Consider the following 21,010-nt stretch of genomic DNA (forward strand, 5'->3'; position numbering starts at 1 on the left):
TAACGCTTTCAAAAAATTATTGCAATCTTTTTCCTCATCTTACGAGGGAAAATGTTCTAACTTCTTCTGCACCTGCATTCTCAAGTAGTTTTTTCACACGATTCAGTGTCACTCCTGTAGTATATATATCATCAATCAATAAAATCTTTTTAGGAACCGTGGCGCCATTCTTAATAAAAAACGGAAGTTCAGTCGCTAAACGTTCTGAACGAGTTTTTGAAGAACTCGCTCTCTCTTCTCTTTTTTCTAAAAGATTCTCATAGGAAAGACCTGTAGCTTCTATTAAACCTGCAACCTGATTAAAACCTCTTGTTGCATATCTCTCAGGACTTAATGGGATTAAAAGAAAATGGTAGTCCCTATAGTTGATTAGAAAATCCCTCAAAATCAACGCAAAAACCTTTCGTAATATATAATCACCATCAAATTTATAACGACTAAAAAAGTCTTTCATTGCTTGATTATAAACAAAAATTGCTTGGTGCTCTACATCAATCCCTTCTTTACACCAAAGTTGACAGTCTTTACACGAAGTTGACAGCCCTTCTTTATGACAGTTTGGGCAATGTTCTTCCCCAATCCTTTCAAAACTTTCGGAACAAGTTACACAGACTGCAATCTCCTCTTTTTTCAACAAGAGGAGATTGCTAAAGGTTAGATTGCTTTTCAAATGTTGTCCACATAGTAAACAAGTCATAATCCAGCCTCCTTGTTCATCAGTTTAATTTCTTTTATAGCATTCTTAATCGAACGATTTAATCCATCATGAAAGAAAATTAAATCTCCAGTTGGTCTATCCATACTTCGACCTACACGCCCTCCAATTTGAATGAGACTTGATTTTGTAAAGAGGCGATGATTAGCCTCAACTACAACTACATCTACACAAGGGAAGGTAACTCCTCGTTCCAATATGGTTGTACTTATCAATATCGTTAATTCCTTATCCCTAAATGCTTGAACTTGTTCTAATCGGTCCTCAGTAACTGAAGATACAAAACCAATCTTCTCATTTGGAAACTGTAGCTGCAAGATTTCCTTTAACTTTTCCCCTTTTTTGATCTCGGATGCAAAAATGAGTAAAGGATAGCCAGTTTTTCTTTGTTTTTCAATATAGCTTTTTAGCCTTGCTGGTAAACGAAGTTTTTCTAAGCAACTGTCCAATTCTGATAACCAGACTGGTTTGGGAATAATCAAAGGATTTCCATGAAACCGCCTTGGCAAGTTCAGCCTTTTCAACTCTCCTAAGCGAACCTTTTTATCCAACTCATCTGTAGAAGTTGCAGTGAGAAAAATTCTGAGTCCATTTTCCTTTACACAATTGTTTACAGCTTTGTAAAGTATCTTGTTGTCAACATAGGGGAATGCATCTACTTCATCTACTATTAATAAATCAAAAGCGTGATAAAACTTTAATAATTGATGCGTTGTTGCAACAACTAGGGGTGTTCGAAAGTATGGTTCAGACTCGCCATGCAGTAACGCAATTTCACAATCAAAATCGTTCTGTAATCGCTTATGTAATTCTAAGCAAACATCTATACGGGGGCTGGCTAGACAAACTGCCCCGCCGTCATTAATAACCTGGGCAACAACTTGATAAATCATCTCTGTCTTTCCTGCCCCAGTCACGGCATGAACTAAGGTCGGTTGCTGACTTTCTACTGCTTGAAGCAAACCTTCTGATACTTTCCCTTGAAAAGGAGTTAATTGTCCCTGCCATTTAAGAACATCTTGCTTAGGAAATTCTTCCTGAGGGAAGTAGTATAACGCTTGATCGCTCCTTACTCGCTTCATTAACAAACATTCGCGACAGTAGTATGCATCAATGGGTAATTTCCATTCCTCTTGAATCATACTATCGCATCGTTGACAAACAAGCTTTCCCTTCTCTTTTTTCATACTCTGCAGTTTTACTGCCAGTTGTCGTTCTTCTACACTTAATTCTTGTTCTGTAAAAAGTCGGCCTAGATAATTTGGATTTACTTTCATACTTATATGTTCGGAAAAACTAGCGCTTTATATGATTTTTTAGTACAATTAAGCCATGGAATTTAGAACAATTAAAGAGGACGGACAAGTCCAAGAAGAAATCAAAAAATCGCGATTTATTTGTCATGCAAAACGTGTCTATAGTGAAGAAGAGGCTCGTGCTTTCATCACAGCTATTAAGAAAGAACACTATAAAGCGACTCACAATTGCTCTGCTTTTATAATCGGGGAACGTAGCGAAATTAAACGAACTAGTGATGATGGTGAGCCAAGTGGAACTGCTGGTGTGCCTATGCTAGGAGTTCTAGAAAATCACAATTTGACCAATGTTTGCGTGGTTGTTACTCGTTATTTCGGTGGTGTTAAGCTGGGTGCCGGAGGCCTCATTCGCGCTTATGCAGGAAGTGTCGCATTGGCAGTCCAAGAAATTGGCATCATTGAAATCAAAGAGCAAGCAGGCATTCAGATTCACATGACCTATGCTCAATATCAAGAATATGGGAACTTTCTTAAAGAACATCATCTTATAGAACTTGAAAGCAACTTTACAGATCAAGTTGAAACGATGATCTTTGTTGATAAAGAGGATAAAGAAGGTATCAAAGCAGCCCTTATCGAATTTTTCAATGGGAAAGTCACCTTAATAGACCAAGGTTTACGAGAAGTTGAAGTTCCTGTTGACTTAGCTTAAACAGGAAAAAAAATATAGTTTTCGGAAATGAAGCAATGGAGTCGCTGGAAATTTTAGCGAACAAAACCGTCTGAGAATTAACAGTTTTGATTATTGATATAAAAAAATCCTATCACTTTGATAGGATTTCTATATTTTACAAAAGGCAAAGTTAGCGTTATACTAGAAGCATCTTATATAAAGAGGTGCTAACATGGCTATTTATAACAATATCACTGAACTCATCGGAAAAACACCGATTGTTAAATTGAATAACATTGTACCAGAAGGTGCAGCAGATGTTTATGTAAAACTGGAAGCTTTCAACCCAGGTTCATCGGTTAAAGACCGTATTGCTCTTAGCATGATTGAAAAAGCAGAGCAAGAAGGGAAACTGAAACCGGGTTCTACTATTGTAGAAGCAACAAGTGGTAATACTGGTATTGGTCTTTCATGGGTTGGTGCTGCTAAAGGCTATAAAGTTGTTATCGTTATGCCTGAAACAATGAGTGTTGAACGCCGTAAAATCATCCAAGCTTATGGTGCTGAACTAGTCCTTACTCCTGGTAGCGAAGGGATGAAAGGTGCGATTGCGAAAGCGCAAGAAATTGCTGCTGAGCGCGATGGTTTCCTACCTTTACAATTCGTCAACCAAGCTAACCCAGAAGTTCACGAAAGAACAACAGGAGCTGAAATTCTAGCTGATTTCGGAACTGATGGTTTAGATGCCTTTGTTGCTGGTGTTGGTACTGGAGGAACTATTTCTGGTGTCTCTCACGCCCTTAAAGCTGCTAATTCAAACATTCAAGTTTTTGCAGTTGAGGCAGACGAATCAGCTATCTTATCTGGTGAAAAACCTGGACCTCATAAAATTCAAGGTATCTCTGCTGGATTCATCCCAGAAACACTTGACACAAAAGCTTACGATGGCATCGTTCGCGTAACATCAGATAATGCTCTTGCACTTGGTCGTGAAATCGGTGGAAAAGAAGGTTTCTTAGTAGGTATTTCTTCTGCTGCAGCTATCTATGCAGCTATTGAAGTTGCTAAAAAACTTGGAGCAGGTAAAAAAGTACTTGCACTCGCACCAGATAACGGAGAACGTTATCTATCTACAGCGCTCTATGAATTTGAAGTGTAGTCTCCTAAATACACAAAGCCCTTGTTAAAGGGCTTTTAAATTTTTATAAAAGAAAAAGGAAGCAAATTGCTTCCTTTTATATGATTAGTTATTCAAGGCTGCTGCCATTGTAGCTGCAACTTCAGCTTCAAAGTCATTCGCAGCTTTCTCGATACCTTCACCAACTTCAAAGCGAGCGAACTCAACTACTGAAGCGTTAACTGATTCAAGGTATGCTTCAACTGTCTTGCTGTCATCCATGATGTAAACTTGTGCAAGAAGTGTGTATGCTTGGTCAACTTTAGTATTGTCGAGCATGAAGCGGTCCATTTTACCTGGGATGATTTTATCCCAGATTTTTTCTGGTTTACCTTCAGCTGCCAATTCAGCTTTGATATCTTCCTCAGCTTGAGCGATTACTTCGTCAGTCAATTGAGCTTTTGAACCATACTTCAAGTGTGGAAGAGCTGGTTTACCAACCATTGCACGGCTTTCGTTATCTTGGTCGATAACATGGTTCAATTGTGCCAATTCATCTTTAACAAATTGCTCATCCAATTCTTTGTATGAAAGAACAGTTGGTTTCATTGCAGCGATGTGCATTGAGATTTGTTTAGCAAGCGCTTCGTCTCCACCTTCGATGACAGAGATAACACCGATGCGTCCGCCATTGTGTTGGTAAGCACCAAAGTGTTGAGTATCTGTTTTTTCGAGCAAAGCAAAACGACGGAATGAGATTTTTTCACCGATTGTAGCTGTTGCAGATACGTATGCAGCTTCAAGAGTTTCTCCTGAAGGCATTGTCAAAGCAAGAGCTTCTTCGTTGTTAGCTGGTTTACCTTCAGCGATGACTTTCGCAGTTGCATTTACCAATTCAACGAATTGAGCGTTTTTCGCAACGAAGTCAGTTTCAGCATTTACTTCAACTACTGCTGCGACGTTACCGTTAACAAATACACCAGTCAAACCTTCAGCAGCAACACGGTCAGCTTTTTTAGCTGCCTTAGCCATACCTTTTTCGCGAAGCAATTCAATCGCTTTTTCGATATCACCTTCAACTTCGACCAATGCTTTCTTAGCGTCCATGACACCAGCACCAGATTTTTCACGCAACTCTTTAACAAGTTTAGCTGTAATTTCTGCCATTTTGATTCTCCTATATTTTTTAAAAATAGGAGAGCCGGGCTAAGCCCCGCCCTCCTAGGTAATGATTACTTATTTGAATTAAGCGTTGTCGCCTTCTACAACTTCAACGATTTCTTCGATTGAGTCTGCTTGAGCTTCTGAAGCTGCAAATTCTGCTTCAACTGCTGCTACAGCATCTTCACCTTGGCGACCTTCGATGATAGCGTCTGCCAATTTAGCTGTGATCAACTTAACTGCGCGGATAGCGTCATCGTTAGCTGGGATGATTACATCGATATCATCTGGATCAGTGTTTGTGTCAACCATCGCTACAACTGGGATACCCAATTTTTTAGCTTCTTTAACAGCGATTTGCTCTTTATGTGGGTCAACTACGTACATTACATCTGGAATGCGAGGCATGTCTTCGATACCACCCAAGAATTTTTCAAGACGAGCGCGTTGTTTGTTAAGAAGTGCAACTTCTTTCTTAGGAAGAACGTCGAAGATTCCTTCTTCTTCCATGCGTTTGATTTCTTTCAAACGAGCGATACGTTTTTGGATTGTTCCCCAGTTAGTAAGGGTACCACCCAACCAACGGTGGTTGATGTAGTATTGACCTGAACGTTCTGCTTCTTCTTTAACAGCGTCAGCAGCTTGTTTCTTAGTACCAACAAACAATACAACTGCATCGTTAGCTGCTGCATCACGCATAAAGTCGTATGCTTGGTCAGCATATTTTACAGTTTGTTGCAAGTCGATAACGTGGATTCCGTTACGCTCAGTGAAGATGTACTTAGCCATCTTAGGGTTCCAGCGACGAGTTTGGTGACCAAAGTGTACACCAGCCTCAAGAAGTTGTTTCATTGAAATTACTGCCATGAGTATTTCTCCTTTTTTGTTTTTTCCTCTTCTTGATTTCAACTTGCAAAACAACCCAAAGGCAACCGATCCACAATTCATCAAGAATGAGTATTATCGTTCACACGACAAGTTTCATTTTATCATAATTGGAGCTTTATTTCAAGTGATTTTGTTATTTTCTCCTTATTAAATTACTCGTAAGCACTCTAAATTTAAAACATCTCAACATATACTGCTGAGATGTTCTAATAGCTAATTTTTAAAAATTTAATGTAGTAGCAAAATAATTAGTTCATCCTATCTACTTCGAAGTTTCTTGCGGATTTTATAGGCTATATTAAACAAGAAATACAATGAGCTAGTTGGATAGTTAAACTCACCAGCAAACTCCTCAATTGTGGGATTAAATTTAGATTTAAAATTAAATAACCCGCCTTCTAAGTTGTTTTCAATTCCACCCATATTATGAGTCTCTGCCCCACGTTCAAATGAATGTTGAGCTGTCTCAAACCATGTAGGAATAGCAGGTTGATAGTGTCTAAACTCTTCATTCATTCCAGCATATAAGTTTTCTGAGGTTTTTCCAAATTCGATGGTCAAAGTTCCAGATAATGGGACGATATTGTCCCCTCTATCAATATGGCTCTTAAGAAAAGAAACCTCTTCCTCTAACCGTTTTCTCTCTTGCTGATTCTCTTTTACTTTGCCTTCTTTCGTTTTATCTGTAAACTTCTGCGCTGTTTTTAGATTCTTTTCGAGTTGATTCTCAACTTCTTTCAATCTATTAGGTAAATCTAAATAGCTCAGTGTGATAAAGGAGTGATCAGGATAAGTGTTCAGTAACTTTTGATAATAATCTTTGCCTCGTAAACTAATGTTCTTACGAGACTCTGTTTTCTTCATTAAAAATGAAAATTCATCTATTAAGTCGAGTCCACCGAATTTTACTTCCAATCCTTTATTTCTTGCAGTTCGGATAGCCTGCTTAGTAGACTTGGATAATTGATCTAGTGAGAAGTTTTCTTTATGAATATTGGCTTGAAAACGTGGTTGTATATTTTCTGCCATATCCTTTGTTAAGCCTGTCCAATAAACTTTATTTTTTTTCAGTTCTTCAATAATTTCAAAAGTTTTAGAGTTTTGAATAGTTTCTTGCCCAATAAGACCTCTACTGATAAATAAACTTGGATCAAATTTAACCATTATTGCATGGCTTTTTTTAGCAAGTTTTTTCAACGTCAAAAGTACAAATTTCAGAAGTTCTTTATCTTCATAGTCAATTACTGGACCTCGTGGAATATAGAACATAGAAAGTCCTAATGGTAGTGGCTGAATTAAGATATTCGCTACTCCAACTAGTTGATCCTCTTTATAAAAGCCAACTCTCTCATTTCCCCAAGTATCCTTTATCTTGGACCAATCACTACTCTGCAATAAATTTCCTTGAGGATGATTTTCTAAAAACAAATCCCACTCTTTCACATCAACATTTATTTTATACGTAAACATAATTCCAGTACCAACTCTCTTAAAATCTATTTTATCTTCATTAGCTTGCTTATGTGCTAATTCTCTATATTTCGTATTGCTTTACCTAAACGAATACGAAAATAATATGTCAATGACAACTAATGATATTATGAAATTTATTTTTCAGCACTATACAAAGGGTGAGATTTATAAAACCTCACCCTAAATTTAGTAATAATCAGTATATTAGTTTGGATAAATGTATCTTACAGTACCTCTTGATGCTGTCGGATTAAACCATCCACGATAATTTCCAATTGGTTGAGTTCCACTACCATCATAGTTACATTCAGAAACTTGAATACGAGTTGATGATTCAACAGCCGTAACAACTGCTACGTGACCGTAGCCTCCATCATCCCATGAAGCAATTGCACCAACTTGTGGTGTAGAACCTGTACGGAAACCTGCAGCCGCTGCACTTGCAGCCCATTGGCCACCATTTCCCCAGTAATCGCCAGCCCATGGTGCTAAAGTTTTTGCACCCCATGTACATTGACCTACAGGATAACTTGATGCATTTGAACTATAGGTTGGGCGCTGACTTACAGTAGTTACTGCAGGTGTGTAGCTTGAATCATCGTCTGATGATGAGCTTGAAGTTGCTTGTACTTGTGCTGCAAAGGTTGTATTTGCTGAAGCAGCAACTGTTTGTTGTTGACTTGTTTGTTTCGCTTTGTATGCTGCTTCTGCTTCAGCTGCTGCCTTAGCTTCTGCTTCAGCTGCTGCTTTTTGCTCTAACAAAGTAGCTTTTTCACTTTCTGCGGTAGCTTTTTCTGCTGCAAGATTCAACTCAGCGGCTTTCAATTCTGCCTGTTTTGTTGTCAAGGATTGAGCGTCATCAGCAAGTGTTTGTTGGTTGGCAATAACTGTGTTGATTGCATCATTGTTTGCAACCTGTTTTTCAGAGATAGCTTTTTTATCTTCTTTTTGTTGTTGCAACATTTTATTGTTTGCTGAGACAATTTCACTCATAGCTGCTACACGAGAAATAGCTTCTGTGATTGAGTTAGAGTTAATAATTGTATTAATGTAGCTTGTAGCAGTTCCGTTAGTTTGTGCACTACGAGCTTGGTTTTCAAGCGATTCATTACGAGCTACGATATTTTTTGAAAGCTCTGTGATTTCACCTTCAAGTTTTTTAGACTCTTCTTGAAGTTTTTCATTCTCAGCTTGCAACTTTTCTTGTTCCGTTTGAATAGCTGTTACTTGAGTTTGAATCTCATCAACTTGTTTTTGAGCTTCCTTTTGTTGTGTTGTCAATTCACTGATTTTGCTATCTTGAGCAGCAATTTTTTCATCTGTTGTATTAGCTTGGACACTTGAAAGTACAGCTCCTTGTGAAACTAATACTGTACTTAATAAGAGTGATGCTAGAATTTTTTTCTTCATAGTGTAAATACTCCTTCTTTAAAAAGACAATACTAGTATATCAAAAAAAGGCCTAATAAATATTACGCCTTTATTACAGTTTTGTTTCTTTCTCATAGATATATTTTTTCAAAAATATATTGGAAAACTAACATCCATATAAAATTCAATATCATAGTAGGACCCAGACTATAAACTATAAAAACAGGTAGATTCTCGGCTGTTAGTCCAACCGCCTCTGCCAACATAAAACTGCCAAACTCAAATGTAAAAGTCATCATTAAAACGGCAAGTACTCGAGTCCATCTATTTGACAAAATAACTGAGTTGCTTTTATACACTATTGCTCCAATAATTACAAATAGTAGACTAGCTATTCCAATCAAATGGAAGAAATAAATATCGTATACAAGTCCTACAACTAGGCAATAAGCTAAAAACAGATACTCAGATACTTCTATCGTTTCAAATAATAAGAAGATAAAAATAAAGTGGCTAACAATTTGTATATGTGGGAAAAAACTATTTACAAACTGCCCTAAATGGCTATCAATCAAGATAATCAAAGGCAATAGTACAAACATTCCTATCTGCTTAAAAAGTCTCATGATGGATTCCCCACTAACTCTACAACCTTAAGGTTCATTGGATCCGCATGCAATTTAACCATGACTTCTCTTGTTAGATAGTCCGTACTATGTGTCACTGATACGACTTCTCCTACAGGGATATCTGTAGCATTAAAATTTCCCAAACCTCCAGTTACCACTTTGTCACCTTGACTAATGTCGCCACTGCTGTTTAATTGACTGATTTTTAGTAGTTCTTTTTCCTTGTCATAACCAATGATAATACCATAAATACTACTAGATCCATGCTGAATTTTAACAGAAATTTTCTCTGTATTTTCAGCATTTGTTAATAAATTGACCACAGTTGAGTTGTCTTCTACGTTTTCAACGCTTCCAACCAATCCTCCACCAGAAACAACAAGCATACTAGTTGATACACCTTGTTGCGAACCAACATTAACTGTTAACTCTTGTTTCCAAGTCGCCGGAGTTCTCATGATAACATCCGCAGCAATTAGCTTAGTCGCATTTGATTTTGACTTCATATCTAGTAATTGACGCAGTTGTTCATTTTCTTCTTTTAAGCGATCTGCTTCATTCTTTTCCTTTTCCATTTGATAGAATTCTTTTTTGAGAGTTTCATTCTCATTGTAAGCTCTCGTCAAATTTCCTAAATCTGACTTTGTAGATTCTAACCATTGAAATGGTTTTTGCACAATTCTGTCTATCAGAGAAATGCCATCTCCAGCTTTTGTCACAACTGTACTGGATCTTGTCGTTACTAAAAAAATAGAAACTACTAGTATAACGACAAATAGAACAATAATATATTTTGATTTTTTAAAACGGTTCATACCTCTACCTTATAGTATTCTATACTTCACTTTAGGATTTCAACAAAAATAGAATGCCACCCAACACACATACAAGGAGCAAAGCCACACTATCTTTATTCATCCAATTCAACTGCCGGTACTGACTGCGTCCGTTCCCACCTTGATACCCTCTAGCCTCCATGGCTGTAGCAAGAGAATCTGCTCGTTTCAAACTCGTAGCGAATAATGGAATCAAAATAGGAATCATAGCCTTAACTTTTTGGATTATATTTCCTTCTCCAAAATCAACACCACGCGCCTTTTGAGCGTTCATAATTCGAATCGTATCATCCATTAAGGTTGGTACAAAACGTAAACTCATAGACAACATGAGCCCGATTTCATGAACAGGAACCTTAAATCTTTTCAAGGGTCCAAGCAAGGACTCAACTGCTGTAGCCAAGCTTAATGGCATGGTTGTCAAGGTAAGCAAAGTTGAGAAAAAGATAATCAACACAAAGCGACAAAAAATAATTCCCGCCTGCTCAATGCCATGACTCGTGATTTTAATAAACCCCATCTCGAACAAGACATCTCCACCAGAGATAAAGAAAAGTTGAAAAAGAGTTGTAAAAGCAATCAGAAAAAACATAGACCGCAAACCTTTTATGAAAAAGGATAAGGGAACCTCAGATAAGGCTACAAATAGACCTGTTACAACGAAAAGGATCACATTTGTTATTGGATTATTGGCCCAAAAAACGATCATAATCAATAAAATCATTGCCACTAACTTACTACGAGGATCCAAACGATGAACAATCGAATTTCCTGGTATGTAACGACCTAAAATCATGTTATCCATTGATGAACTCCTTAAACTCCTCTATCGTTATCGGCAATTGTTTAAAAGAAACCCCTCGTTCAGCTAGCCTTTGAGCAAATCTTGTGATTTTTGGAACACCTAATTGGATTTTTTCCATGAATTCGACATTTTGAAAAACAAGACTTGGCTTCCCACTCTTGACCAACTTTCCTTTTTCCATCACATAAACTTGGTCAGCAAATTCGGCCACGTCATCCATCAGATGGGTCACTAAAACAATCGTGATACCATCCTGATGAAGTTTTTTAAACAAGGCCATTAACTCTTTTCGACCAATTGGATCTAAACCAGCTGTTGGCTCATCTAAGACCAAAATGCTAGGCTCCATCGCCAAAATACCAGCAATCGCAACCCTTCTCATTTGTCCGCCTGAAAGCTCAAAGGGACTACGTCCAAAGAGTGACTCATCAATTCCTACTAAAGCTAGTTTTTCACGCGCAATAGCTTCTGCCTCTTCTACAGAGACTCCAAAATTTTGAGGTCCAAAACCCACATCTTTTAAGACAGTCTCCTCAAAGATTTGATTTTCTGCAAACTGAAAGACTAAGCCCACTTGTTTGCGAATTTGACGAATTTGCTTATTGACGGATGTTGATGTAATTAATGTATCAAAGACACGAACACTTCCCTTTGTGGGAACCAACAAACCATTCAAAAGTTGAAGAATTGTAGATTTCCCGCTTCCTGTATGCCCAATAATTGCTGTATAAGATCCATCCTCTATTGACAAATTAACGTCGGACAAGGCAGATGAGGCAAAGGGTGTTCCTTCCTGATACGTATAACTCACATTGTCTAGAATAATTCCCATAAAGCCTCCTCGAGCTCCCCTTCGGTCAGGTAGTGCTCTGGTAATTTCAAGCCACTAGTACGTAGAGATTCTTTTAATTGGTTGACAAAGGGTTGATCTAAACCAATTTGATCTAAATCTGACCTAGAAAATAGTTCTCTAGGAGTACTAGTTGATTCGATTTCTCCTTTTTTCATCACCAAAATACGGTCACTCATGGCCACCTCATCTAAGTCATGCGTAATAGAGATCACTGTCATTTGGTGATCTTGGCGAATCTTTTGGACAATCTTAATCAACTCTAGACGCCCCTCTGGATCCAACATGCTTGTAGCCTCATCCAAAATTAAAATGTCTGGTCGCAAGGCGACAACGCCTGCGATAGCCACTCTCTGTTTTTGGCCACCTGACAAGCGAGCTGGTTCCTTTTTAGAAAATTCAGCCATCCCAACTAATGACAGAGCTTCAGAAACTCGCTTCTTCATCTCTTCAAGTGGAATCCCTTGGTTTTCTAGTCCAAAAGCAACGTCATCTTCTACGGTTGCCCCCACGAATTGGTTATCAGGATTTTGAAATACCATACCAATCTTACGTCTTTTTTCCCAGACGTTTTCCGGAGTTAGGCAATCACCGTCTATCCAAATTTCTCCAGATTCCGCTTCTAGCAAACCGTCAATCAAGCGAACAGTTGTTGATTTTCCACTACCATTATGACCAACGATAGACAACCATTCTCCACGTTTCACGTGAAACGAAATGTTATGAACATCATAGTGTTCTTGATCTGCCTGGTATCGAAATGACAGATTCTTAATTTCAATAATCGATTCCATATCTAGCGAAAGGTTCCTTTAAACAAATACGCGCTTCCCTTGAAGTAATCATAACCAGAATAAACTGTAAAGAACAAAGCGATATAAAGAGTTATCTGACCAAGTAAATTCCAATGAAATAACAAGAAGATAATCGCAAACATCTGGCTAAATGTTTTGATTTTTCCTGGCATTGCTGCAGCTAAAACAGTCCCTCCGGTTTCAACTAAAAGCAAGCGCAACCCAGTAACTGCAAGTTCACGACAAATGATAACAGCCACCACCCAAGCAGGAGCCATATTTAAACCTACTAGCATGATAAAGGCTGACATAACCAACAACTTATCAGCCATCGGATCCGCGAATTTCCCAAAATTGCTAACTACTTGCCATTTTCTAGCTAAATAGCCATCTAGATAGTCAGTGATACTGGCAATGGCAAAAATAATTGCTGCTATTTTATGTAACACAGGAGATTGTCCAAATGATAGAAGGAGAACAAAAATCGGAATAAATAAAATTCTACCAAGCGTCAGTATGTTAGGAATATTCTCTTTTTTCATGTTTTCCTTCCTTAATTTGAACCTAATTTCAGTGTAATCCAGCCAGTTTGACCAGTTAATTTCGAAGTATCAATTTCCTGATTATCGATCTTGATTTTCACGCCTTTGACAACGCCTAATGTGATAGTTACTGGAGATCCTTTAGAAACTGTTGTTTTGGCTGTTTTATTATTTGGCTCAAGAGTAGTCCCTCCAGCCAAATCAGTATCTGAAACACTAATCCAGCTTGTTGCATCCGTCACAGATAGTTGAAGTTCGGCAGTATCTTTAGCAGTTTTATATTCTACCGATATAACATCTCCCTGACCAGAAACCGTCACAGTTGATGCGTCGCTCGAACTTGATGGGCTAGTGGTTTGATTGCTAGTTGTTGTTTCACTACTTGTAGCACTTGTTGTCGTAGTCACAACATTATAGTTGGCTGAAGTTGTTGCTGTCGGTTGTGTTTGAATATAATTCCAAACATAATAAGAAACAAAAATGATAATAGATAAGGAGAAGAGAATAAAGTAAAACAGAGGGAGCAAGGAACGTTTCTTGCGATTAGAACGTCTACGACCTGATAGTTCTATCTCATCAACATCAACTTCCTCATAGGTAATCATACTCCCTGAATCATATGCATCTAAAACAAGGTTTTCATCCAACTCAACCGCCCAAGCATACTTCCTCAAAAAAGAACGTGTATAAAAAGGGCTTGGCAATTGGTCGAAATCATCTGATTCTAAAGCCTCAAGCAGATTCAGTTGAATGTCTGTCTTGCGCTGCAATTCCTCTAAACTCAAACCTTGATTGATTCTTGCTAAACGTAACACTTCACCAATTGTTTTTTTTCTCATACTTACCATGCCTTCTTTCTAGTTTATTTTATATTTCGATGGCTATAGTGGAAAAATTGTAAATTCAACTATTTCACTATTGTCGATAAAATGATGTCCTACCTCAAGAACATCATCCAAGGTCATTTCCTGTATAATCTTTGGTAAATCAAACAGGGTTGTTTCGTCAGAATGTGACTGATACTGGGTCGCAATAAATTCTAAAGAGTTCATACTATGGATAAATTCTCCATAAATTTCACTTTTGATTAAATCAAGATGTTCCTCTGATACATCCGAATCTGTAGCAAAATTCTGAATCGCCTTTCGGAATTGATGTGAAATTGACACAGGCTCCTTCGTGTCCATTGTCAGCATCAAAAAGTTAAAACGTCGATTGATCTCAACTTCTAAAGATAATGAAGAATCTAATTTCCCAGTTTCATACAAACTCTGAAATCTTTTAGAAGTCCAACCAAACATCATCGTAAATAACGCTCTTAATAGAACGCTATATCGATAGCAGTCCTGATGACCCATATCAGAATTCGTTCGAACTCCTATTGCTAATTTAGGTGATGCAACATCCATACGAATGCTCTCAACCTTCTTTACAGGGTGTAAAGCGATTGGTTTTTTTGGATTTTGAACTATACAACCTCCAACATCCTTTTTCAAGAAATAATTCTGTACCAACTCTAAATCAAAATTCCCAACGAGGAAAATTTGGCTATTGACAGGAGTGTAAAATTCATCAAAATTGTCCCGTAGATCCTCTAAACTAATATCTTCTATCGAATCTTCAGTCCCAACAATATCTGAAGCTAGTGGAGTTTCTGGATATAGATTTGCAAGTGTTTTAAAGAACAAGCAAGAATCAGGATCATCCTGATACATTTCGCGTTCTTGCTGAATAATATCCTTTTCTCGTTCAACAGATTCTTCAGTAATGTTAAAGCTAGTAACAAGCTCGTCAAGCAAGTCCAAACAATCAGCGACATTGTCAGAGGTTGAAAAAAGATAACTTGTATTTGTAAAGCTTGTAAAGGCGTTACTATCTGCACCTAATTTGGTAAATGCAGCCATGATATCTTCAGAATTTTCTCTTTCAAAAAGTTTATGTTCTAAAAAATGAGCAATCCCCTTAGGATATGTTTTCTTTTTACTATCTCTAGCTGTAAACTCAGTGTCAACCGAACCAACATAGACAGTTACTACACCATAAACTTCGTTAAAATCATTTTTAGGAAGTAAAGAAACTGTCAATCCGTTTTCTAATTTTGCTTGATAAAGAGTTTCTTTTACAGCAGGATAATATTTCTCTTGAAAAGTAACTCTAGTCATTCTGCTCCTTCCATAAAATAGATAGCCTGCAATTTCAAACTAGATGCCACCCTACAGATTTCATCCTTGTCAACTTGCTCTAGCCTCTCTATCAAAGTATCCATGTCTAAAACCGATTTACCAAAAAAGAGGCTTAAGTATTCTCTATCTATAATCGAATCTTGATTATCCTGACTCAACAACATCGTCCTACGAATCATTTCCTTAGTTTGATTAACTTCAGCATCTGTAAATCTACCATTTTTGATAGCTAACAATTGATCATTCATCAATTTTCTTACCTTGTTTCGGTTTTGACGATTTATCCCAGCAAACAATCTTAAAAATCCACTAAAGAGATCTAAGTGACTAGAAACAGTGTAGGCCAACCCTTCCTTTTCCCTAACTTGGGTAAACAATTTAGAGTGCGGGAAAGCTCCAAGCAAACCATTCACAAGAAGCAAGCCCATCTTTTGATCATCTCCATAACCAATTGTGCTATGATAACCCATTTCTAGAATAGACTGACCTAGGTTTTTTCTAGCAATTCCTTCTCTAAGAACATTTGAATAACCTTGCTGATATTGAATGTTTACAGTTTCTTTACGAGCTGTCAAGTTAAATTTCTTCAAGTTTTCTAAGACTTCAATTTCATTAAAATCACCTAAAAAGAATAAATCAATTCTATCTTCCTTCAGCATTTTTTGAAAACTTGAATAGCAAGATTTAGAAGTCTCTTCGGAAATTCTGGCAATTAAATCTCTAGGAACTAACTGCATTGATTCTTCTTGGAAAAACAACTGATCCAATTCTTTATGGGCAAAGAAGAAAGGATCCTCTAATTCTGATTCTAGTCTCGCCAACAATTGTTTTTTTTCAATTTCAAAGGCATTGTTCTCAAATTCATCTTCATTTGACAATGGATTAAATATGACTTGATACAATAATTCTAAAATCTGAGCAGTTAAGACGTTTTTCTTACTTAAAAATTCATCTCGAACATAAGTCAAACTCACGTCTACTAAGTGACTTTGCCCCCTTCTATAAGCATGAGTTGACAAATCTGCTCCATACAATGCTGCCAGATGTTTTCTAAGAACCTGAGCAGTTGGATAGCCTTTATTAGCAGTTTCAAGCATACTGGCACTTAGCATGCGACCAGAAATTAAATCCAGAGATAATGGAGCTGTGAAACGCATGGTTATTTTATTTGTCTTAAACTTTTTAGATTGGATAAAATGCACTGCAATTCCAGGGAATAACTCCATCTTTTACCTCCTTTTACATAGAGTTCTATTATACCATGAAAACGAAAATTTTTCCTGTTCTCTTTGACTCTTTTGAAATTAAAATCGTTTTCATATCAGTAGTTTCTTCTCAACTATTTTGAGCAAAAATATGGTATAATACCAAAGATTGAGGTGAACTATGGAATACAAATTATTTGAAGAATTTATTACTCTCCAAGCTCTTTTGAAAGACCTTGGGATTATACAAAGTGGCGGTGCTATTAAATCTTTTTTAGCGGACCATCTTGTATATTTTAATGGAGAATTAGAAAATCGTCGCGGCAAAAAAATTAGAATCGGGGATTCTATTAACCTCCCTGATTTAAAAACTCAAATTATTCTAGTTAAACCAACATCAGAAGAACTAGAGGAGTTTCGTCTAGAAAAACTTGAGAAAGAACGTGTAGCTAAGCTTGTCAAGGAAATGAATAAAAAGGTACAAAAAAAGCCAGCGAAAAAGAACCAGTCAACAAAAGCAAAACCTGCACCACGTTTCCCAGGTAGATAATTATGTGGTTGAAAAACTTATCCATTAAACAATTTCGTAACTATCATAATATCGAAATTGATTTTAATCCAAAATTAAATGTATTTGTTGGCCGAAACGCTCAAGGAAAAACCAATCTTCTCGAAAGTATTTACTTTTTAGCCTTAACAAGAAGTCATCGAACAAAAACTGATAAAAATTTAATTCAATTTGAAGAAGAACAACTACAAGTTTCTGGAATCTTGCAAAAGAAAACGGCAAGCATTCCACTTGAAATTGACTTAACACAAAAAGGGCGAATTACTAAAGTGAATTACTTAAAACAAGCTCGCCTATCAGACTATATTGGTCATATGAATGTTGTCTTATTCGCTCCAGAAGATTTACAACTTGTCAAAGGCGCTCCGGCCATTCGTCGTAAATTCATTGACATAGAATTAGGGCAAATCAAACCGATTTACTTGTCAGACCTGTCAAGTTATAACCACGTCCTTAAACAGAGAAATACCTATCTCAAATCTACACAAAACATAGATGAGACTTTCCTATCTGTTCTTGATGACCAACTGGTAGAGTATGGCTGTCGTGTAATGAATCATCGAGCTGACTTTATCCAGAAAATGGAACTCTTTGGCAAGAAAAAACATTTTGACATCTCAGATCAGTTAGAAGAACTGTCAATTTGTTATCAACCTTCTGTAAACTTTGTTGACAAGAAAAAATTGCCTGAATCTTTCCATATAGCACTTCAAAAAAGTAGATCCAGAGATTTATTTAAGAAGAATACTGGAGTTGGTCCTCATCGGGATGATATGATTTTCATGATTAATGGAATGGAAGCAAGTTTCGGAAGTCAAGGACAACATCGTAGCTTGGTGCTTTCTATAAAACTTGCTGAAATCGAATTGATGGAGAGCATTACCAAAGAATCTCCCATTCTTTTGCTTGACGATGTCATGAGTGAACTTGACAATACTCGTCAACTTAAATTATTGGAGACTATTTCTCATAACATTCAAACGTTTATTACAACTACTAGTTTAGACCATCTTCAAAACTTGCCTGATAACTTGAGCGTCTTTACAGTAGATAATGGTCAATTGACTGTAAATTAAAATTTACATCTATATAAAATAAAAAAATCTCCCGTTTAACAGGAGATTTTTTTATTACATTGAATAGTTTGGTGCTTCATTAGTGATTTGCACATCGTGTGGATGGCTTTCTTTTAGACCCGCACCTGACATTTCGATAAACTGAGCATTGTCATGTAATTCTTTTAAGTTAGCAGCACCACAGTAACCCATACCAGAACGAATACCACCAATCATTTGGAAAACAATATCAGCTGCTGCACCTTTATAAGCAACACGACCTTCGATTCCTTCTGGAACGAGTTTGTTTGCTTCATTGACAGAACCTTGGAAGTAACGGTCGCTTGAACCCTTCTTCATAGCAGCGATTGAACCCATACCGCGGTATGTCTTGAACTTACGCCCTTGGAAGATCTCAGTTTCACCTGGAGCTTCATCTGTTCCTGCAAACATTGATCCGAGCATCACTGCGTTTCCTCCAGCAGCAAGGGCTTTTACAATATCTCCAGAATATTTGATTCCACCATCAGCGATCATTGTTTTACCATATTCACGAGCAACTGCTGCTGCATCGTAAATTGCTGTTACCTGGGGAACTCCTACACCAGCAATAACACGAGTTGTACAGATTGACCCTGGACCAATACCGACTTTAACAACGTCAACACCTGCATCATAAAGAGCACGCGCACCTTCAGCAGTAGCGATGTTCCCAGCAATCAGTGTACGGTCTGGGAAATGAGCACGAATTTCAGCGATTTTACGAAGTACACCCGCTGAGTGACCATGGGCAGTATCGATAACAATAGCATCAGCTCCTGCTTCAAAGAGGGCTTCTGCACGTTCAAATGTATCAGAAGTAACACCTACTGCACCAGCAACTAGAAGACGACCGAATTCATCTTTTGCCGCATTTGGGAACTCAATCACTTTTTCAATATCTTTAATGGTGATTAAACCAGAAAGACGACCCTCTTCGTCAACTAGAGGTAGTTTTTCAATACGGTGTTCTTGAAGAATACTCTCAGCAGTTTTTAAATCTGTACCAACCGGAGCAGTAACTAGGTTTTCACTAGTCATGTGTTTTGAAATTGGTTGGTTGTAGTCAGAAATGAAACGCAGATCTCGGTTGGTCAAAATACCAACTAACTTACGGTTTTCTAGAGTTTCAACCACTGGGATACCACTGATACGGTAACGGCCCATGAGTTCATCTGCTTCAGCGATTGTATGTTCAGGAGTCAAGAAGAATGGATCAATGATAACACCATTTTCAGAACGTTTTACCTTTCGAACTTCGTCAGCTTGTTGCTCAATAGACATATTTTTATGGATAACTCCAAGTCCACCTGCACGCGCAATTGCAATGGCCATTTGGCTTTCTGTTACAGTGTCCATTGCAGCTGTAATAATTGGGATATTTAAAGTCAAATTATCTGCTAATTTTGTTGTTAAATCCGCATCATTAGGCAACACATGACTCTCTGCTGGAATTAGCAATACATCATCAAAGGTAAAACCTTTTTTCAAAAATTTAGTGTCCCAATTAGACATTGAAGTTTCCTCTTTTCTTTCTTTATTGAGCTAAACGCTTTTTGTATTGTATCTATCATACCATTCTATGAAAATTTGTCAATTAAATTTATAAGAGAATAAATAAAAAACTATCCCTCTTATTTTAAAGCAGAAATAGTTTTATAGTTCATATTTTATCCATTAGTGAAAGTAATTTAGACCCATTGCAGCTTTTACTTCTGATAGTGTTTGCCCAGCAACTTCTCGAGCTTTTTCACTACCTTTTTGGAGCATATTATAAACCTCACCCATATCTTTAGCATATTCTAGGCGACGTTCGCGGATTGGACCAAGTTCACGTTCTAGGATTTCAAGTAGGTAACGTTTGGTCTTAACATCACCAAGTCCTCCACGTTGATAATGTTCCTTCATTTCAGTAATTTCTTGAGCATCCTCAGGTCGACCGAATACGTCCAAGTAATGGAAAACCATATTTCCTTCAATCTTACCTGGATCCTCAACACGAATATGGTCTGGATCTGTATACATACTCATTACTTTTTTACGCAAAGTATCTGCATCATCAGCTAGGTAAATTCCATTATTAAGTGATTTCGACATTTTGGCATTACCATCAAGACCTGGTAAACGTCCCGCACCTTCGTGCTCAGGATAAATTCCTTCTGGTTCTACTAAAACATCACAGTTATAGGCATGGTTGAAAGAACGCACAATTTCACGTGTTTGTTCAATCATCGGCTTTTGATCATTCCCTACTGGAACCAAGTTAGCCTTAAATGCTGTAATATCTGCTGCTTGCGCAACTGGATAAACCAAAAATCCAGTTGGAATACTTTCCCCAAATCCTTTCTGAGCAATTTCTGTTTTGACGGTTGGGTTTCGTTCCAAACGGGCCAAAGAAACCAAATTCATGTAATACATGGAAAGTTCTGCCAATTCTGGTATTTGACTTTGGATGAAAATCGTTGATTTATTAGGATCTAACCCCACTGCAAGATAGTCCAAAGCGACATTCCCAATAGACTCTACTATTGTTTGAGGATCTTTTGCATGGTCAGTTAAGGCTTGTTGATCAGCTAAAAAGACAAACATGTCATATTTATTTTCTTCCTGTAGTAAGACACGATTTTTTAAGCTTCCAACGTAGTGCCCAATATGTAATTTCCCCGTTGGACGATCTCCTGTTAAAATAATGGGTTTATTCATTTGATTCTCCTTTGATATGGTCCTTTCAATTATAGCATTTTTTTAATAAAAAGACAGATAATTTTTTTATTCAAACAATAGACTTGTTACCCCTTTCAACTGTAAATCATTTGTAAACTTTCTTTACAAAGAATTGACAAATAAAAA

The 21,010-nt window shown here is 37.3% G+C and carries 21 protein-coding genes; 4 read left to right on the forward strand and 17 right to left on the reverse strand.

Going from position 1 to position 21,010, the window contains the following annotated elements; all coding sequences use genetic code 11:
* Positions 1–34: 34 nt before the first annotated feature.
* Positions 35–697: a ComF family protein gene (locus QM382_RS08320; RefSeq protein WP_414272989.1), complete on the reverse strand. Its 663-nt coding sequence runs from the start codon at positions 695–697 to the stop codon at positions 35–37.
* Positions 694–1,992, reverse strand: a complete 1,299-nt coding sequence (locus tag QM382_RS08325) for a DEAD/DEAH box helicase (RefSeq protein WP_414272990.1) — start codon at positions 1,990–1,992, stop codon at positions 694–696. The genes QM382_RS08320 and QM382_RS08325 overlap by 4 nt, the downstream gene beginning before the upstream one ends.
* A 55-nt stretch (positions 1,993–2,047) precedes the next feature.
* Between QM382_RS08325 and QM382_RS08330 the strand changes: the two genes are divergently transcribed.
* Both QM382_RS08330 and cysK read left to right on the forward strand, forming a co-directional pair.
* Positions 2,048–2,683, forward strand: a complete 636-nt coding sequence (locus QM382_RS08330; RefSeq protein WP_414272991.1) for a YigZ family protein — start codon at positions 2,048–2,050, stop codon at positions 2,681–2,683.
* 193 nt (positions 2,684–2,876) lie between these two features.
* Positions 2,877–3,803, forward strand: coding sequence for a cysteine synthase A (gene cysK, locus QM382_RS08335; protein WP_414272992.1), 927 nt, complete (start codon positions 2,877–2,879; stop codon positions 3,801–3,803).
* Between the two features lie 84 nt (positions 3,804–3,887).
* Here cysK and tsf read toward each other — a convergent pair whose 3' ends face one another.
* The 13 genes from tsf to yfmF form a co-directional block, all read right to left on the reverse strand.
* Positions 3,888–4,928: a translation elongation factor Ts gene (gene tsf, locus QM382_RS08340; RefSeq protein ID WP_414272993.1), complete on the reverse strand. Its 1,041-nt coding sequence runs from the start codon at positions 4,926–4,928 to the stop codon at positions 3,888–3,890.
* 78 nt (positions 4,929–5,006) lie between these two features.
* The gene (rpsB, locus tag QM382_RS08345; RefSeq protein WP_004250981.1) at positions 5,007–5,789 is read right to left on the reverse strand and encodes a 30S ribosomal protein S2; all 783 of its coding nucleotides are present in this window, start codon (positions 5,787–5,789) and stop codon (positions 5,007–5,009) included.
* A gap of 279 nt (positions 5,790–6,068) precedes the next feature.
* Positions 6,069–7,280, reverse strand: a complete 1,212-nt coding sequence (locus QM382_RS08350) for an aminoacyltransferase (protein ID WP_414272994.1) — start codon at positions 7,278–7,280, stop codon at positions 6,069–6,071.
* A gap of 207 nt (positions 7,281–7,487) precedes the next feature.
* Positions 7,488–8,693, reverse strand: a complete 1,206-nt coding sequence (gene pcsB / locus QM382_RS08355; RefSeq protein WP_414272995.1) for a peptidoglycan hydrolase PcsB — start codon at positions 8,691–8,693, stop codon at positions 7,488–7,490.
* A 92-nt stretch (positions 8,694–8,785) separates the two neighbouring features.
* Positions 8,786–9,280: a rod shape-determining protein MreD gene (gene mreD / locus QM382_RS08360; RefSeq protein ID WP_025170527.1), complete on the reverse strand. Its 495-nt coding sequence runs from the start codon at positions 9,278–9,280 to the stop codon at positions 8,786–8,788.
* A complete protein-coding gene (mreC, locus tag QM382_RS08365) occupies positions 9,277–10,098 on the reverse strand; it encodes a rod shape-determining protein MreC (protein ID WP_414272996.1) in 822 nt (273 codons plus the stop codon). Before mreC ends, mreD begins: the two co-directional genes overlap by 4 nt.
* A 31-nt stretch (positions 10,099–10,129) precedes the next feature.
* Positions 10,130–10,924 carry an energy-coupling factor transporter transmembrane component T family protein gene (locus tag QM382_RS08370; protein ID WP_414272997.1) on the reverse strand — a complete coding sequence of 265 codons (795 nt, stop codon included), beginning with the start codon at positions 10,922–10,924 and terminating at the stop codon, positions 10,130–10,132.
* Positions 10,917–11,756, reverse strand: coding sequence for an energy-coupling factor transporter ATPase (locus tag QM382_RS08375; protein ID WP_414272998.1), 840 nt, complete (start codon positions 11,754–11,756; stop codon positions 10,917–10,919). The genes QM382_RS08370 and QM382_RS08375 overlap by 8 nt, the downstream gene beginning before the upstream one ends.
* Positions 11,741–12,568: an energy-coupling factor ABC transporter ATP-binding protein gene (locus QM382_RS08380; protein ID WP_414272999.1), complete on the reverse strand. Its 828-nt coding sequence runs from the start codon at positions 12,566–12,568 to the stop codon at positions 11,741–11,743. Before QM382_RS08380 ends, QM382_RS08375 begins: the two co-directional genes overlap by 16 nt.
* Positions 12,569–12,570: 2 nt before the next feature.
* Positions 12,571–13,110, reverse strand: a complete 540-nt coding sequence (gene pgsA / locus QM382_RS08385; protein ID WP_004250966.1) for a CDP-diacylglycerol--glycerol-3-phosphate 3-phosphatidyltransferase — start codon at positions 13,108–13,110, stop codon at positions 12,571–12,573.
* An 11-nt stretch (positions 13,111–13,121) separates the two neighbouring features.
* Positions 13,122–13,949 carry a cytoskeleton protein RodZ gene (rodZ, locus tag QM382_RS08390; RefSeq protein ID WP_414273000.1) on the reverse strand — a complete coding sequence of 276 codons (828 nt, stop codon included), beginning with the start codon at positions 13,947–13,949 and terminating at the stop codon, positions 13,122–13,124.
* A 42-nt stretch (positions 13,950–13,991) separates the two neighbouring features.
* Positions 13,992–15,272: an EF-P 5-aminopentanol modification-associated protein YfmH gene (yfmH, locus tag QM382_RS08395; RefSeq protein ID WP_414273001.1), complete on the reverse strand. Its 1,281-nt coding sequence runs from the start codon at positions 15,270–15,272 to the stop codon at positions 13,992–13,994.
* Positions 15,269–16,519: an EF-P 5-aminopentanol modification-associated protein YfmF gene (gene yfmF / locus QM382_RS08400; protein ID WP_414273002.1), complete on the reverse strand. Its 1,251-nt coding sequence runs from the start codon at positions 16,517–16,519 to the stop codon at positions 15,269–15,271. Before yfmF ends, yfmH begins: the two co-directional genes overlap by 4 nt.
* 160 nt (positions 16,520–16,679) lie before the next feature.
* Between yfmF and yaaA the strand changes: the two genes are divergently transcribed.
* Together yaaA and recF are read left to right on the forward strand one after the other, a co-directional pair.
* The gene (yaaA, locus tag QM382_RS08405; RefSeq protein ID WP_414273003.1) at positions 16,680–17,048 is read left to right on the forward strand and encodes a S4 domain-containing protein YaaA; all 369 of its coding nucleotides are present in this window, start codon (positions 16,680–16,682) and stop codon (positions 17,046–17,048) included.
* Positions 17,049–17,050: 2 nt separating this feature from the next.
* Positions 17,051–18,142, forward strand: a complete 1,092-nt coding sequence (gene recF / locus QM382_RS08410; protein ID WP_281138024.1) for a DNA replication/repair protein RecF — start codon at positions 17,051–17,053, stop codon at positions 18,140–18,142.
* Positions 18,143–18,196: 54 nt separating this feature from the next.
* Here recF and guaB read toward each other — a convergent pair whose 3' ends face one another.
* Both guaB and trpS read right to left on the reverse strand, forming a co-directional pair.
* Positions 18,197–19,675 carry an IMP dehydrogenase gene (guaB, locus tag QM382_RS08415; RefSeq protein ID WP_414273004.1) on the reverse strand — a complete coding sequence of 493 codons (1,479 nt, stop codon included), beginning with the start codon at positions 19,673–19,675 and terminating at the stop codon, positions 18,197–18,199.
* A 162-nt stretch (positions 19,676–19,837) separates the two neighbouring features.
* Positions 19,838–20,863 carry a tryptophan--tRNA ligase gene (trpS, locus tag QM382_RS08420; RefSeq protein WP_414273005.1) on the reverse strand — a complete coding sequence of 342 codons (1,026 nt, stop codon included), beginning with the start codon at positions 20,861–20,863 and terminating at the stop codon, positions 19,838–19,840.
* Positions 20,864–21,010 lie beyond the last annotated feature (147 nt).

This window comes from Streptococcus infantis (assembly GCF_047465185.1).
Taxonomy (GTDB): Bacteria; Bacillota; Bacilli; order Lactobacillales; family Streptococcaceae; genus Streptococcus; species Streptococcus infantis_O.

Excerpts from the sequence above, each read along its gene's own strand:
- QM382_RS08320 (WP_414272989.1), bottom strand. The coding sequence starts at position 697 with ATGACTTGTTTACTATGTGGACAACATTTGAAAAGCAATCTAACCTTT.
- QM382_RS08325 (WP_414272990.1), bottom strand. The coding sequence starts at position 1,992 with ATGAAAGTAAATCCAAATTATCTAGGCCGACTTTTTACAGAACAAGAA.
- QM382_RS08330 (WP_414272991.1), top strand. The coding sequence starts at position 2,048 with ATGGAATTTAGAACAATTAAAGAGGACGGACAAGTCCAAGAAGAAATC.
- cysK (WP_414272992.1), top strand. The coding sequence starts at position 2,877 with ATGGCTATTTATAACAATATCACTGAACTCATCGGAAAAACACCGATT.
- tsf (WP_414272993.1), bottom strand. The coding sequence starts at position 4,928 with ATGGCAGAAATTACAGCTAAACTTGTTAAAGAGTTGCGTGAAAAATCT.
- rpsB (WP_004250981.1), bottom strand. The coding sequence starts at position 5,789 with ATGGCAGTAATTTCAATGAAACAACTTCTTGAGGCTGGTGTACACTTT.
- QM382_RS08350 (WP_414272994.1), bottom strand. The coding sequence starts at position 7,280 with ATGTTTACGTATAAAATAAATGTTGATGTGAAAGAGTGGGATTTGTTT.
- pcsB (WP_414272995.1), bottom strand. The coding sequence starts at position 8,693 with ATGAAGAAAAAAATTCTAGCATCACTCTTATTAAGTACAGTATTAGTT.
- mreD (WP_025170527.1), bottom strand. The coding sequence starts at position 9,280 with ATGAGACTTTTTAAGCAGATAGGAATGTTTGTACTATTGCCTTTGATT.
- mreC (WP_414272996.1), bottom strand. The coding sequence starts at position 10,098 with ATGAACCGTTTTAAAAAATCAAAATATATTATTGTTCTATTTGTCGTT.
- QM382_RS08370 (WP_414272997.1), bottom strand. The coding sequence starts at position 10,924 with ATGGATAACATGATTTTAGGTCGTTACATACCAGGAAATTCGATTGTT.
- QM382_RS08375 (WP_414272998.1), bottom strand. The coding sequence starts at position 11,756 with ATGGGAATTATTCTAGACAATGTGAGTTATACGTATCAGGAAGGAACA.
- QM382_RS08380 (WP_414272999.1), bottom strand. The coding sequence starts at position 12,568 with ATGGAATCGATTATTGAAATTAAGAATCTGTCATTTCGATACCAGGCA.
- pgsA (WP_004250966.1), bottom strand. The coding sequence starts at position 13,110 with ATGAAAAAAGAGAATATTCCTAACATACTGACGCTTGGTAGAATTTTA.
- rodZ (WP_414273000.1), bottom strand. The coding sequence starts at position 13,949 with ATGAGAAAAAAAACAATTGGTGAAGTGTTACGTTTAGCAAGAATCAAT.
- yfmH (WP_414273001.1), bottom strand. The coding sequence starts at position 15,272 with ATGACTAGAGTTACTTTTCAAGAGAAATATTATCCTGCTGTAAAAGAA.
- yfmF (WP_414273002.1), bottom strand. The coding sequence starts at position 16,519 with ATGGAGTTATTCCCTGGAATTGCAGTGCATTTTATCCAATCTAAAAAG.
- yaaA (WP_414273003.1), top strand. The coding sequence starts at position 16,680 with ATGGAATACAAATTATTTGAAGAATTTATTACTCTCCAAGCTCTTTTG.
- recF (WP_281138024.1), top strand. The coding sequence starts at position 17,051 with ATGTGGTTGAAAAACTTATCCATTAAACAATTTCGTAACTATCATAAT.
- guaB (WP_414273004.1), bottom strand. The coding sequence starts at position 19,675 with ATGTCTAATTGGGACACTAAATTTTTGAAAAAAGGTTTTACCTTTGAT.
- trpS (WP_414273005.1), bottom strand. The coding sequence starts at position 20,863 with ATGAATAAACCCATTATTTTAACAGGAGATCGTCCAACGGGGAAATTA.